Origin of the sequence: Streptomyces sp. NPDC006435 (assembly GCF_040612315.1) — a bacterium.
In the GTDB taxonomy this organism is placed as follows: Bacteria; Actinomycetota; Actinomycetes; order Streptomycetales; family Streptomycetaceae; genus Streptomyces.
Map to the genome: position 1 here is coordinate 44,855 of NZ_JBEXPY010000017.1, position 13,852 is coordinate 58,706.

General features: G+C 71.2%; 13 protein-coding genes. 6 read left to right on the forward strand and 7 right to left on the reverse strand.

Annotated features, from left to right (window positions below; translation table 11 throughout):
• Nucleotides 1–4 precede the first annotated feature (4 nt).
• The 6 genes from ABZZ04_RS18330 to ABZZ04_RS18355 are packed head-to-tail and all read right to left on the reverse strand — an operon-like array spanning nt 5 to nt 7,177.
• Nucleotides 5–1,420, reverse strand: coding sequence for an FAD-binding oxidoreductase (locus ABZZ04_RS18330; RefSeq protein ID WP_356933240.1), 1,416 nt, complete (start codon nt 1,418–1,420; stop codon nt 5–7).
• 24 nt (nt 1,421–1,444) lie between these two features.
• The gene (locus tag ABZZ04_RS18335) at nt 1,445–2,245 is read right to left on the reverse strand and encodes an ABC transporter permease (protein WP_148839639.1); all 801 of its coding nucleotides are present in this window, start codon (nt 2,243–2,245) and stop codon (nt 1,445–1,447) included.
• Nucleotides 2,245–3,171 (reverse strand): ABC transporter permease, encoded by a 927-nt coding sequence (locus ABZZ04_RS18340; protein WP_356933241.1) that lies wholly within the window; start codon nt 3,169–3,171, stop codon nt 2,245–2,247. Before ABZZ04_RS18340 ends, ABZZ04_RS18335 begins: the two co-directional genes overlap by 1 nt.
• On the reverse strand, nt 3,168–4,316 hold the full coding sequence (locus ABZZ04_RS18345) for an ABC transporter ATP-binding protein (RefSeq protein ID WP_356933242.1): 1,149 nt from the start codon (nt 4,314–4,316) through the stop codon (nt 3,168–3,170). Before ABZZ04_RS18345 ends, ABZZ04_RS18340 begins: the two co-directional genes overlap by 4 nt.
• 54 nt (nt 4,317–4,370) lie before the next feature.
• Complete coding sequence (locus tag ABZZ04_RS18350; protein WP_356933243.1) at nt 4,371–5,621, reverse strand: spermidine/putrescine ABC transporter substrate-binding protein; 1,251 nt, start codon at nt 5,619–5,621, stop codon at nt 4,371–4,373.
• 41 nt (nt 5,622–5,662) lie between these two features.
• Nucleotides 5,663–7,177 carry a gamma-aminobutyraldehyde dehydrogenase gene (locus ABZZ04_RS18355; protein WP_356933244.1) on the reverse strand — a complete coding sequence of 505 codons (1,515 nt, stop codon included), beginning with the start codon at nt 7,175–7,177 and terminating at the stop codon, nt 5,663–5,665.
• 208 nt (nt 7,178–7,385) lie between these two features.
• Between ABZZ04_RS18355 and ABZZ04_RS18360 the strand changes: the two genes are divergently transcribed.
• Complete coding sequence (locus ABZZ04_RS18360; RefSeq protein ID WP_356933245.1) at nt 7,386–7,934, forward strand: NADAR family protein; 549 nt, start codon at nt 7,386–7,388, stop codon at nt 7,932–7,934.
• A gap of 185 nt (nt 7,935–8,119) precedes the next feature.
• Here ABZZ04_RS18360 and ABZZ04_RS18365 read toward each other — a convergent pair whose 3' ends face one another.
• Nucleotides 8,120–8,830, reverse strand: coding sequence for a DUF4190 domain-containing protein (locus ABZZ04_RS18365; protein ID WP_356933246.1), 711 nt, complete (start codon nt 8,828–8,830; stop codon nt 8,120–8,122).
• A 132-nt stretch (nt 8,831–8,962) separates the two neighbouring features.
• On the opposite strand from ABZZ04_RS18365, the gene ABZZ04_RS18370 reads away from it, so the two are divergent.
• The 5 genes from ABZZ04_RS18370 to ABZZ04_RS18390 all read left to right on the forward strand — a co-directional run bounded on the left by ABZZ04_RS18370 (nt 8,963) and on the right by ABZZ04_RS18390 (nt 13,805).
• Complete coding sequence (locus tag ABZZ04_RS18370) at nt 8,963–9,997, forward strand: adenosine deaminase (RefSeq protein WP_356933247.1); 1,035 nt, start codon at nt 8,963–8,965, stop codon at nt 9,995–9,997.
• 177 nt (nt 9,998–10,174) lie between these two features.
• A complete protein-coding gene (locus tag ABZZ04_RS18375; protein WP_356933248.1) occupies nt 10,175–10,879 on the forward strand; it encodes a glycerophosphodiester phosphodiesterase in 705 nt (234 codons plus the stop codon).
• Nucleotides 10,880–10,968: 89 nt separating this feature from the next.
• On the forward strand, nt 10,969–11,769 hold the full coding sequence (locus ABZZ04_RS18380; protein WP_356933249.1) for an SAM-dependent methyltransferase: 801 nt from the start codon (nt 10,969–10,971) through the stop codon (nt 11,767–11,769).
• A complete protein-coding gene (locus tag ABZZ04_RS18385; RefSeq protein WP_356933250.1) occupies nt 11,769–13,049 on the forward strand; it encodes a histidine kinase in 1,281 nt (426 codons plus the stop codon). Before ABZZ04_RS18380 ends, ABZZ04_RS18385 begins: the two co-directional genes overlap by 1 nt.
• 57 nt (nt 13,050–13,106) lie before the next feature.
• Complete coding sequence (locus ABZZ04_RS18390) at nt 13,107–13,805, forward strand: response regulator transcription factor (protein ID WP_356933251.1); 699 nt, start codon at nt 13,107–13,109, stop codon at nt 13,803–13,805.
• Nucleotides 13,806–13,852: the final 47 nt, after the last annotated feature.

Consider the following 13,852-nt stretch of genomic DNA (forward strand, 5'->3'; position numbering starts at 1 on the left):
GGTCTCAGCTGTCGAAGCCGAGTCCGAGCCGGTCCATCGTCCGCAGCCAGAGGTTGCGGTGTCCGCCGTTGCGGTCGGCCCTGGCCAGGGACCGCTTGGTGAGCTCGATCCCGGTCCAGGCGAAGGGCTCCGGCGGGAACGGCATCGGCTTGCTGCGGACCATCTCCAGTTCGGTCCGCTCGGTCCGCTCGCCCGCCAGCAGGTCGAGCATCACATCGGCCCCGAACCGGGTGGCGCCGACGCCGAGCCCGGTGTACCCGGCGGCGTAGGCGACCCGGCCGCGGTGGGCCGTGCCGAAGAACGCGGAGAAGCGGGAGCAGGTGTCGATCGCCCCGCCCCAGGCGTGGCTGAAGCGGACGCCCGCCAGCTGCGGGAAGCACTCGAAGAACTGGCCCGCGAGCTTGAGGAAGGTCTCCGGGCGCTGGTCGAGATCGGCGTTCAGCCGGCCGCCGTACGGGTAGATCGCGTCGTAGCCGCCCCACAGGATCCGGTTGTCGGCCGACAGCCGGAAGTAGTGGAACTGGTTGGCGCTGTCGCCCAGCCCCTGCCGGTTCCGCCAGCCGATGGAGGCCAGCTGGTCCGCGGTGAGCGGCTCGGTCATCAGCGCGTAGTCGTAGACCGGCACGGTGTACGGGCGCACCCGCTTGACCAGCGACGGGAAGATGTTCGTACCGAGCGCCACCCGGTGCGCGAAGATCCTTCCGTAGGGTGTGCGGACGGCCATTGCGGCGTTGGTCCCGGCCAGTTCGAGGCCCCGGGTGTGCTCGTAGATCCGCACCCCCAGGCCGAGGCAGGCCCGCTTCAGGCCCCAGGCCAGTTTGGCGGGGTGCAGCATGGCGACGCCCCGCCGGTCCCAGAGCCCGCCCAGGAAGGTCGGTGAGTCGACCTCGGCACGCAGCGCGTCCCGGTCCAGGAACTCCGTCCCGGTGAAGCCGAGCTTCTCGGCCTCCTGGTGCCATTCTTGGAGCTCTTCGAGCTGGTGGGGCTCGGTGGCGACGTCGATCTCGCCGGTGCGCTCGAACTCGCAGTCGATGGAGTAGCGGGCGACGGCGGCCTCGATGGCGTCGAGGTTGTGCTCGCCGAGCTCCTCCAGCCTCTTGATCTCGTCCGGCCAGCGGTCCAGTCCGTTGGGCAGGCCGTGGGTGAGGGAGGCGGCGCAGAATCCGCCGTTGCGGCCCGAGGCGGCCCAGCCCACCTCGTGCCCCTCGATCAGTACGACGTCCCGTTCCGGGTCGCGTTCCTTGGCGAGCAGCGCGGTCCACAGTCCGCTGTAGCCGCCGCCGATGACGAGCAGGTCGCAGCGCTCGTCACCGGTGAGCGCCGGCAGCGCCGCGGGCTTTTCGGGGTCGTCCAGCCAGAACGACACCGGTTGTGCGTCGGAGAGTGATTGTGCAGCGGTACGCATGGCAACTGGGGCCATGGTTTCCAACTCCTTCAGGACTTTCTATCGTGTGCTTTTCTTGCGCCGGTTCGCGATCAGCTGGCCGACGACGACCACCGCCACGGCGATGACGAACATCGCCGTTCCGATGACGTTGATCTGTACAGGTGTGCCCCGCTGTGCCGATCCCCAGACGAACATGGGGAAGGTCACGGTGGAGCCCGCGTTGAAGTTGGTGATGATGAAGTCGTCGAAGGAGAGCGCGAAGGCGAGCAGCGCTCCCGCGGCGATTCCGGGGGCGGCGATCGGCAGCGTCACCCGCAGGAAGGTCTGCACGGGTCCGGCGTACAGATCGCGGGCGGCCTCCTCCAGCCGCGGGTCCATGGACATCACGCGCGCCTTGACGGCTGTCACGACGAAGCTCAGGCAGAACATGATGTGCGCGATGAGGATCGTCCAGAAACCCAGCTGCGCGCCCATGTTGAGGAAGAGGGTGAGCAGCGAGGCGGCCATGACCACCTCGGGCATCGCCATCGGCAGGAAGATCAGCGAGTTGATCGCGCCGCGCGCCCGGAAGCGGTAGCGGACCAGCGCGAAGGCGATCATCGTGCCGAGCGCGGTCGCGCCGACGGTGGCCCAGAAGGCGATCTGGAGGGACAGCGAGAGCGAGCCGCACATGTCGGCGACGCCGCAGGGATCCTTCCAGGCGTCCAGGGAGAAGTGCTGCCAGGAGTAGTTGAAGCGCCCCTTCGGCTTGTTGAACGAGAACACCATGACGACGATGTTCGGCAGGATCATGTACGCGAGGGTCAGCAGACCCACGAGGACGACCAGGTTGCGGCGAATCCAGCGCAGTACGGGCATCAGACCAGGTCCTCCGTCCCGGAGCGGCGGATGTAGAAGGTGACCATGAGCAGGACGACCGCCATGAGGATGAAGGAGAGCGCGGCGGCCGTCGGGTAGTCCAGGACCCGCAGGAACTGTGTCTGGATGACGCTGCCGACCATCTTGGTGTCGGTGGAGCCGAGCAGTTCGGCGTTGACGTAGTCGCCGCTGGCCGGGATGAAGGTGAGCAGCGTCCCGGAGACGACACCCGGCATGGAGAGCGGGAGGGTCACCTTGCGGAAGGTGGTGGCGGGGGTGGCGTACAGGTCGCCGGCCGCCTCGTGCAGCCTGCCGTCGATCCGCTCCAGCGAGGTGTAGAGCGGCAGGATCATGAAGGGCAGGAAGTTGTACGTGAGGCCGCAGACCACGGCGAGCGGGGTGGCCAGCACCCGGTTGGACTCGGTCCAGCCGAGCCAGCTGGTGACGTCCAGGACGTGCAGGGTGTTGAGCACCTCGACGACCGTTCCGCCGTCCGCGAGGATCGTCTTCCAGGCGAGGGTGCGGATCAGGAAGCTGGTGAAGAACGGCGCGATGACCAGGACCAGGACGACGTTGCGCCAGCGGCCGGCCTTGAACGCGATGAGGTAGGCGAGCGGGTAGCCGAGCAGCAGGCACAGGATCGTGGCGGTGCCCGCGTACAGCAGGGACCGGATGAACTGCGGGTAGTAGTCCCGCAGCGCGTCCCAGTACGTCGCGAAGTGCCAGGTGACCTCGAAGCCCTTCTCCAGGGAGCCGGTCTGCACGGAGGTCGACGCCTGGTAGACGAGCGGCAGTGCGAAGAAGACGAGCAGCCACAGGATGCCGGGGAGCAGCAGCCAGTAGGGGACGAGGCGCTTGCGGGTGGCGGGCTTGCGGATCTTCAGTTCGGTGACGGGCGCCGGTGGCGCCTCCTTGGTGACGGTCACGCCGCGTCCTCCACCGTCTCCACACCGGCGTCGATGTCCTGGGAGGCGTCCAGACCGAAGGTGTGCGCCGGGTTCCAGTGCAGGACGACCTCGGTGCCGGGGGTGAGTCCCGCGCGCCGGTCGATGTTCTGCTCGTACACCTGGAGTTCCTTGCCGGCCGGGCTCTCCACCACGTACTGCGTGGAGACCCCGATGAAGCTGGAGTCGACTATCCGGCCGGTGACCCGGTTGCGGCCCTCGGCGATCGCGTCCGTGTCGTCGGCGGGTGCGAGGGAGATCTTCTCGGGGCGCACGCCGAGCAGCAGCTTGCCGCCCTCGGTGGCCCGGGCCGTGCACCGGTCGGTGGGCAGCCGCAGCTTCCCGCCTCCCGCGGACACGACGATGTCGGTGCCCGTGGAGACGACCTCGGACTCGATGAGGTTGGAGGTGCCGAGGAAGTTGGCGACGAAGGTCGTCCGCGGGTTCTCGTACAGGTCGGCGGGGGCGCCGAGCTGCTCGACCCGGCCCGCGTTCATCACCGCGACGGTGTCGGCCATGGTCATGGCCTCCTCCTGGTCGTGGGTGACGTGGATGAAGGTGATGCCGACCTCGGTCTGGATGCGCTTGAGCTCCAGCTGCATCTGGCGGCGCAGCTTGAGGTCGAGGGCGCCGAGCGGTTCGTCGAGCAGGAGCACCTGCGGGTGGTTGATCAGGGCGCGGGCGACGGCGACGCGCTGCTGCTGGCCGCCGGAGAGCTGGTGCGGCTTGCGCTTGGCGAAGTCGCCGAGCTGGACGAGGTCCAGCATCTCGTCGACCTGCTTCTTCACCGACTTGATGCCGCGCCGGCGCAGGCCGAAGGCGATGTTCTCGGCGATGTCGAGGTGCGGGAAGAGCGCGTAGCTCTGGAAGACCGTGTTGACGGGCCGCTTGTAGGGGGGCAGATCGGTGATGTCCCGGTCGCCGAGCGAGATGGTGCCGGTGGTCGCCTCCTCCAGGCCCGCGATCATCCGCAGGGTGGTGGTCTTGCCGCAGCCGGACGCGCCGAGCAGTGCGAAGAAGGTGCCCTGCGGGACGGTCAGGTCGAGGGGCTGGACTGCGGTGAAGGAGCCGTACGTCTTGCTGATCCCGGTGAGGCGGACGTCGCCGCCGGTCTGCTGCTGTGTCATGGATCGCGGTCCCGGTGGTGTCGGAGGGAGATCGGGGGAGAAAGGGGCGCGGGGTCAGGCGCCGATGAGCTTGGCGAACTTCTCTTCGTACGCCGTCTCTTCCTTGCTGGTCAGGGAGCGGAAGGCGTGCGATCGGGACGCCATCTCCTTGTCCGGGAGGATCAGGACGTTGTCGGCCATCGCCCGGTCGATCTTCGCCAGCTCCTCGCGGACCCCGTCGACCGGGCAGACGAAGTTGATGTAGGCGGCGAGCTGTGCGGCGACCGACGGCTCGTAGTAGTAGTCGATGAGCTTCTCGGCGTTGGTCTTGTGCCGGGCCTCCACCGGGACCATCAGGTTGTCGCTGGATATGACGTACCCCGCGGCCGGGATCGCGTACTTGATGTCCGGGTTCCCGGCCTGGAGCTGGATGACGTCGCCTGCCCACGCGACGCAGGCGGCGATGTCGCCCTTGTCGAGGTCCGCGGTGTAGTCGTTGCCGGTGAAGCGGCGGATCTGGTTCTTGTCGACGCCCTTCTGGAGCCGGCCGATCGCGGCGTCGTAGTCCGCGTCGGTGAAGGTGCCGGGGTCCTTGCCCATGTCGAGCAGGGTCATGCCGATGGTGTCGCGCATCTCGGAGAGGAAGGAGACCTTGCCCTTGAGCTTCGGGTCGTCGAGGAGCTGCGTGACCGAGTCGACCTTGCGTCCGCCGGTCGCCCTGGAGTTGTAGGCGATGACGGCCGGGATGCCCGCCCAGGGGTACGAGTGGGCGCGGCCCGGGTCCCAGTCCGGGGAGCGGAACTGGGCCGAGAGGTTGGCGTAGGCGTGCGGCAGGTTCGAGGCGTCGAGCTTCTGCGCCCAGCCGAGGCGGACGATGCGGGCGGCCAGCCAGTCGGTGACGCAGATGATGTCGCGTCCGGTGTCCTGGCCTGCCGCGAGCTGCGGTTTTATCTTGCCGAAGAACTCGACGTTGTCGTTGATGTCCTCGGTGTACTTGACGCTGATTCCGGTGCGCTTCGTGAACGCCTCCAGAGTGGGCCGGTGCTTGCCGTCCTCGGTGACGTCCATGTACTCGGTCCAGTTGGAGAAGTTGATCTGCTTCTCCCGGGCCGAGTGGTCGTCGGACGCCGCGGCGCCGCCTTCCGAGCGCTTCGCCGGCGGGATGCCGCAGGCGCTCAGTGTGCCCAGCCCGCCGATCGCCAGCGCCCCCATGCCGGAGGCGCGGATCAGCGATCGGCGGGTGAGGGCGCCCCGGCCGCTGGTCAGACTGCGTCGCATCGCGGCGATCTGGGCCGCGGAGAGGCGCTCGGGCTCGTACTGCTCCATGCCGTTGCCCTTTCGGGTGTGTGGGGCCGGGGTCGGCCGGTTTATCGGTCCCCGAAGATCGTGCGGTGCCAGTCCTTGCGGACGACCGCGGTGTTGTCGTACATGACGTGCTTGACCTGCGTGTACTCCTCGAAGGAGTACGAGGACATGTCCTTGCCGAAGCCGCTGGCCTTGTATCCGCCGTGCGGCATCTCGCTGATGATCGGGATGTGGTCGTTGACCCAGACGCAGCCCGCCTTGATCTCGCGGGTGGCACGGTTGGCGCGGTACAGGTCGCGGCTCCAGGCGGAGGCGGCGAGCCCGTACGGGGTGTCGTTGGCCAGGCGGATGCCCTCGTCGTCGCTGTCGAAGGGCAGCACGACCAGGACCGGGCCGAAGATCTCCGACTGGACGATCTCGCTGTCCTGGGCGGCGTCGGCGACGAGGGTGGGCCGGTAGTAGGCGCCGTCGGCCAGGTCGCCGCCGGGGGCCTCGCCGCCGGTGACGACGGTGGCGTACGCGCGGGCGCGCTCGACGAAGCCGGCCACCCGGTCCCGCTGGGCGTGGCTGATCAGCGGGCCGAGGTCGGTGTGCGGGTCGAAGGGGTCGCCGAGCCGGACGGTCTCCATCAGCTCGGCGACGCCCCGCACGAAGGCGTCGTACAGCGGGCGCTGGACGTAGGCGCGGGTGGCGGCGGTGCAGTCCTGGCCGGTGTTGATGAGCGCCCCGGCGACGGCGCCGTTGACCGCGGCGTCGAGGTCGGCGTCGTCGAAGACCACGAAGGGGGCCTTGCCGCCGAGTTCGAGGTGGAGGCGCTTGACGGTGGAGGTGGCGATCTCCGCGACCCGCTTGCCGACGGCGGTGGAACCGGTGAAGGAGGTCATGACCACGTCCGGGTGGCCGACCAGGTGCTCGCCGGCCTCCTTGCCCGCGCCGGTGACGATGTTGATCACGCCGTCGGGGATGCCCGCCTCCGTGGCGGCCTGGGCGAACATCAGCGAGGTCAGCGGGGTGATCTCGGCGGGCTTCAGCACGATGGTGTTGCCCGCGGCGATGGCCGGGAGGACCTTCCAGGCGGCCATCTGGAGCGGGTAGTTCCAGGGGGCGATGGAGCCGATGACGCCGATCGCCTCACGGCGTACGTACGAGGTGTGGTCGCCGTCGTACTCGGCGGCCGACTTGCCCTCCAGGTGGCGGGCGGCGCCGGCGAAGAAGGAGGTGTTGTCGACGGTGCCGGGCACGTCGAACTCGGTGGAGAGTTTGATCGGCTTGCCGCACTGGAGCGACTCCACGTACGCGAAGTCGTCGGCCTGCTCGGCGAGTACGGCGGCGAAGCGGTGCATCGCCTCGGCCCGCTCGGCGGGCGTCGCGCCCGACCAGCCGGGGAACGCCTCGCGCGCGGCGGCCACGGCGGCGTCCACGTCCGCGGTGCCCGCCAGCTCGTAGCTGTACACGGTCTCGCCCGTCGCGGGGTTCACCACGTCGTGCCGGCGCCCCGATGTCCCGGACCGCAGCTTTCCGCCGATGTACTGTGCGCCGTCCGCGAAGCGGTCCCGCACCTGGATGCCGTTGCCCATGACGCTCTCCTCCGCCGCATGCCCCGGAAAAACGGGGGCGGCGTAGTCTCTGCTCGATTTGAGTGCCGATCCTGACAGAGGCCATCCACCCCAACAAGTGATTCCGTTGTTGCCTTTTGGTTACGCAACGGAATCTGTCGACCATGTGTCGCGTCAGTGCGGAATTCCCCGTACGTAGTGTCAGTGGCGAATGCCAGAATCGCATGTCATGGAACACATGGACGATCTTCTGGCGCGGGTCGCGCGCGGGGAGAAGGTGAAGTACCTGCACTTCTGGGGACACCGTCCGCGGCCCGACGGCCGTATCGGCGCGAGCTGCCTCAGTCAGTGGTGGCCGTCGCGTTTCACGGTCGACGGCGTGACGTACGCGTCGGCCGAGCACTGGATGATGGCGGGCAAGGCGCGCCTGTTCGGCGACGCGGAGTCACAGGCCGCGGCGGTGGCGGCGAAGAGCCCGGCGGTGGCGAAGAAGGTGGGCCGGCTGGTCCGCGGTTTCGACGACGCGGTGTGGGAGCGCGAGCGGTACGGGCTGGTGGTGGCCGGCAGCGTGCACAAGTTCGCCGCCGACCCGGAGTTGCGGGAGTTCCTGCTGAACACCGGGGACCGGGTACTGGTCGAGGCGAGCCCGATGGACCGGATCTGGGGCATCGGGCTGGCGGCGGACGACCCCCGGGCGGCCGCCCCGGCGACCTGGCGGGGGCTGAACCTGCTGGGATTCGCGCTGATGGACGCCCGGACGCAACTGCGGGCGGACTGAGAGGGCGGGAGCTCCGCGGAGAACGGCGGGCCGGGACCGCCGGACGTCCGTGGGGGTCGTGCGGCCTTCGCGCGGCGGGCCGCACGGCCCCGGTACGGCGCGACGGCCGCGCGGGAAGGGTCGGGGCCCGGACCGCACGGCCGTCGGGAAGGGGTGCACCGTCGGGGTTCCGGTGCAGGTTGCCGCTACCGCGTGACGTCGACGACCAGGGACGTGGCGTACGGGTCGTCCTCGTAGACGGTGTTGTCGTCGAAGTCGTCGGCGTGGGTGGCGAACAGCCAGATGAAGAAGCTGATGATCGCCACGCCGAAGGCGATGCCGATGGACCCCATGATGATCCCGGCGAGCGCCTGACCGCTGTTGGTCGCCTCACCTCGCTGCGCCCGCTTGCGGCCCAGGATGCCGAAGATCAGGGCCAGTACGCCCAGGATCAGGCTCGGGATCCCGTAGACGCAGAACATGCAGATGGCCAGGATGCCGAGCACCATGGCCGCCGTGCCCATCCCGTTGGCGGGCGGTGGGCCCCACGGCGCCTGGGGGTATCCGGGGTACCCCGGGTACCCCGGATACCCGTACTGCGGCTGTGCGGCCGGGTAGCCGTACTGGCCCGCGGGCGGCGGGAACTGCTGCCCCGGCCCGTTGGGGCCGACCGGGGGCGGCGGCACCTCGCCGGGTACCGGCCCGGCCTGGTCGGGCGAACCGAACCCCGGCGGCGGCGCGTCGGCCGGTGCGGGGCCGTCCCCGGCGCCCGGCATCGAGGCGATCGTCGGTTGGTTGTGCACGGCGGGCGGACGGGTGTCGCCGGTCGGCTTGTCCAGCGGGACCTTTCCGTCGGGCGCGGCCCACGGGTCCCGCGGCGCGCCCCCGCCCCCGGGCTGCTCTGTGTTGTCTGACATGTGCCTCCCCCATCGTGGTCCCGTCATGCTACGGCCCGCCTTCCCACCTGCGGACCCGGCCTACGATGATGCCCGTCCCCTGCCCGGCCGACCGCGCCCGGCAGCCCGCCGTCCCACGCCCCGGAGAGTCCGATGTCCGAACTGCGCCCCTTCATCGCGGGGCTTCCCAAGGCGGAACTGCACGTCCACCACGTCGGGTCCGCCTCCCCCCGCATCGTCGCGGAGCTGGCCGCGCACCACCCCGACTCCAAGGTCCCCACCGATCCCGAGGCGCTGGCCGACTACTTCACCTTCACCGACTTCGGGCACTTCATCGATGTGTACCTCTCCGTCGTGGACCTGATCCGCACCCCGGAGGACGTCCGCCTGCTGACCTTCGAGGTCGCCCGCGACATGGCGCGGCAGAACATCCGGTACGCGGAGCTGACGGTGACGCCGTACTCCTCGACCCGGCGCGGCATCCCCGAGCAGGCGTTCATGGAGGCGATAGAGGACGCCCGCAAGGCCGCCGAGGCCGAGCTGGGCGTCGTGCTGCGCTGGTGCTTCGACATCCCCGGCGAGGCCGGGCTCCAGGCCGCCGAGGAGACCGCCCGGCTCGCCGTGGACCTGCGGCCCGAGGGGCTCGTCTCCTTCGGTCTCGGCGGTCCGGAGGTCGGGGTGGGGCGCCCGCAGTTCAAGCCCTACTTCGACCGTGCGATCGCCGCGGGCCTGCACTCCGTGCCGCACGCCGGGGAGACCACCGGACCGCAGACCGTCTGGGACGCGCTGACCCATCTGCGCGCCGAGCGCATCGGCCACGGCACCAGCTCCGTCCAGGACCCGAAGCTGCTGGCCCACCTCGCCGAGCACCGCATCCCGCTGGAGGTCTGCCCGACCTCGAACGTCGCGACCCGCGCCGTGGCCGACATCGACCGGCACCCGATCCGGGAGATGGTGCGGGCCGGTGTCCTGGTCACCATCAACAGCGACGACCCGCCGATGTTCGGCACCGACCTCAACAACGAGTACGCGGTGGCCGCCCGGCTGCTCGACCTGGACGAGCGCGGACTCGCCGAACTGGCGAAGAACGCGGTCGAGGCCTCGTACCTCGACCCGGCCGGCAAGCGGACGCTGGCCGCCGAGATCGACACGTACACGGCGAGCTGGCTGGAGCGCGCCGGCCGGTGAGACCATCGGCGCGTTCCGGCCGGTGAGACCATCGGCGCGTTCCGGCCGGTGAGACCGTCGGTGCATTCCGGCCGGTGAGTCGGCCGGGGCGCGCCGGTTCGGGGAGCCCGCCGGAACGCGCCGAGCGGAGGTCCGGCGGAACGCGCCGAGCCGGGGTCCGGTGGCCACAATGACCCCATGGCGACCACAGTCACCGCCGTGGCACACCGCGGCGACCCCTACCGGGTCCGCGAGAACACGCTCCCCTCGATCCGCTCCGCCCTCGCCCAGGGGGCGGACGCGGTCGAGATCGACGTACGGGTCACCCGTGACGGGGTGCCGGTCCTGCTGCACGACGCCACGCTGAAGCGGTTGTGGGGGCACGACCTGCGGCTCGACCGGCTGACCTGGGCCGAGGTCACCGGGCTGACCCGCGGCGGTGTGCCCACGCTGCACGAGGCACTGCTCGCCGCCGGGGCGCACCGCGTCATGATCGACCTGCCCGGCGCCACCGACGGCTCCGTGGCGCGGACCGTCGCCGCGGTGCACGGGTGCGGGGCCGCGGAGCGGGTGTACTACTGCGCGGGCCCCGAGGCGATGCTGCGGGTGCGCGCCGCCGATCCCGCCGCCGAGATCGCCCTGACCTGGACGTCGTCCGAGCCGCCGGGCCCGGCGCTGCTCGACGCGGTGCGGCCGCGCTGGCTGAACTACCGGTTCGGCCTGGTGCACCGCGAGCTGACGGACCGCCTGCACCGGGACGGACTGCTGGTGTCCGCCTGGACGGTGGACACCGGCCCCGTCATGCGTCGCCTCGTCCGGCGGGGCGTCGACTCGATCACCACCAACCGGGTGGACGTCCTGCGCGGCGTCCTCGCCAACTCATCCGCCACCGGCCCCGCTTGATCGTCCGGCATCATGGACGGCGTCCGCCTCTCCCCGTTCTCCCTCTCCCTCTCTCCCCCCGATCACCGGCCGGCCCGAGGAGCAGAACCATGACCGACGCCCGTACCGATCCCCTTCCCGACCGCGTCCGCCCCGACGTCGCCCACAACGCGCGGGTCTGGAACCACTGGCTGGGCGGCCGGGACAACTACCCCGTGGACCGCGAGGTCGGCGACCGGGTCACCGCCATGTACCCGAGCATCGGCGAAGTGGCGCGCGCCGACCGGGAGTTCCTGGGCCGCGTCGTCCGTCATCTGGCCGGTGACGTGGGCATCGAGCAGTTCCTGGACATCGGCACCGGTCTGCCGACCGCCGGGAACACCCACGAGGTCGCCCAGCACACCGCCCCCGGCTCCCGCGTCGTGTACGTCGACAACGACCCGATCGTGCTGGCGCACGCCCGCGCGCTGCTCACCAGCTCCCCGGAGGGCGCGACCGCGTACGTCGAAGCGGACGCCCGCCGCCCGGAGGAGATCCTGCGGGCGGCCGGGCCGACGCTGGCCCTGGGGAAGCCGGTCGCGGTCATGCTGCTCGGCATCCTCAACTTCGTCCTGGACACGGACGAGGCCCGGCACATCGTGCGGACGCTGATGGACGCGGTGCCGTCCGGCAGCCACCTGGTGCTGACCCATCCGACGCTGGAGCTGGGCGGCGAGGGCAACGAGGCGGCGATGCGGTTCTGGAACGAGAACGCCACCCCGCCGATCACCGCCCGCGGCCGCGCGGAGTTCGCCACGTTCCTGACCGGCCTCGATCTCCTGGAGCCGGGCATCGTGTCGTGCGCGCGCTGGCGCGCGGAGCCGTGGGCGCCGCTGGTCGCCCAGTTCGGCGCGGTGGCCCGGAAGCCGTAGTGGATCCGCGGGAGGTGTGGGCGCGCGCCCGGGGGGCGTGGGGGACGGACATCGGGGTGGCGCTGCTGGTGCAGGCGGCGGTGTCGGTGCCCTGGGTGATCCCGCGGGACCCCCGGCTGGAACCGGCCACGGCGACGGCGTACCTGCTGACCGCCCTCACCGTGGTGCCGCTGGTGTGGCGGCGCCGGGCGCCGGTGCGGGTGCTGCTGGCCGTCTTCGCGGCCCAGGCACTGTACGGGCTGGCCGTCGACGGTCCCGGGCAGACCCTGCCGTACCCGGCCCTGGTCGCGCTCTACACGGTGGCGGCGCTCGCGCCGTCGCCCGCGCGGCAGATCTGCGGGGCCACGGCCCTCGCCGTGGTCTTTCCCTCGACCGCGCTCAACACGGGCGAGACGCGGGAGCTGGTGTTCGCGCTCATCGTCTTCACCGCGGCGTACGGCTTCGGCCGGCTCACCCACACCCGGCAGGCGTACACCCGGGCCGTGGAGGACCGGGCGCGGCAGCTGGAGCTGACCCGGCGGATCGAGGCGGAGCGCGCGGCGGCGCGCGAACGGGCCCGGATCGCCCGGGAGATGCACGACATCCTCTCCCACGCGGTGAGCCTGATGATCGTGCAGGCGGAGGCCGGTCCGGTGGCGGTGCGCACGGCGCCGGAGCGGGCCGAGGCGGCCTTCGACGCGATCTCGGAGACGGGCCGGGACGCGATGGCGCAGCTGCGCCGGATGCTCGGGGTGCTGCGCGAGGGGGAGGCGGACCGGGACGCGCCGCGCGAGCCCCAGCCCGTGCTGGCCGAGCTGGAGGGGCTGGTCGAACGGGTCCGGGCCAGCGGTCTGGAGGTGTCCTACGAGGTCGTGGGGCCGGTCCGGGCGCTGTCGCTGGACACCGAGGCCACGGTCCACCGGATCGTGCAGGAGGCGCTGACCAACGTGGTCAGGCACGCCGCCGCCCGGACGGTCGCCGTGCGGCTCGTCCACGGTGCGGCGAGGCTGTCGGTGTCGGTCGTCGACGACGGACGCGGGCCGGGTGCCGGGAATACCGGGAATACCGGGAACGGCGACGGGATCGGGCCGGGCGCCAAGGGCCGCGGTGGGAGCGGCGACGGGCCCGGACCGGGTACCGGAAGTGCGGGCGACGGCGGCAGCGGCGGCGGGCTCGGCCTGGTGGGCATCGCCGAACGCGCGGCCTCGCACGGCGGGACGGCCCGTACCGGTCCCGGCCCGCGGGGCAGGGGGTTCCGGGTGGAGGTCGACCTTCCGTTGGAGCCGGTCCGGTTCCGGTGACGCCTTCGCGCCGTCTGTCGCGGGTGAGGCGGTAACGTCCCGGTCGGAGGTGGGGAGTTGACGATCCGTGTGGTGGTGGCCGACGACCAGGAGCTGGTGCGCAGCGGCTTCGCGATGATTCTGGACGCGCAGCCGGACATCGAGGTCGTCGCGGAGGTGGGTGACGGGGCGCGGGCGGTGGACGCGGTGCGGCGGCTGGCGCCCGACGTCGCCCTGCTGGACATCCGGATGCCGGTCATGGACGGGATCGAGGCCTGTCGCACGATCTGCGCGGAGAGCGGCTGCCGGACGGTCATGCTCACCACGTTCGACTCCGACGAGTACGTCTACGAGGCGCTGCACGCGGGCGCGAGCGGCTTTCTGCTCAAGGACGTCCGCCGGGACGACCTGGTGCACGCGGTGCGGGTGGTGACGGCCGGCGATTCGCTGCTCGCGCCGTCGGTGGCCCGCCGGCTGATCGCCGACTACACCTCCCGGCCCGCCGCCCCGGACACGGCGCCCTCCGGGCGGCTCGACGCGTTGACCGCCCGCGAGCGCGAGACGCTGCTGCACCTGGCCCGCGGTCTGTCGAACGCGGAGATCGCGGCGGCCCTGGTCGTCAGCGAGCACACGGTGAAGACCCATGTCGGCAACGTGCTGTCCAAGCTGGGGCTGCGCGACCGCGTCCAGGCGGTGATCTGCGCGTACGAGACCGGTCTCGTCGCTCCCTCGCCCGGGGGAGACGGTCCGGTCCGCTCCCCCGCGCGGGGGAGCTGATCTCCCTCCGGCAAACCCCCGGGCGGGGGATCCGTCCGGACGGGCGG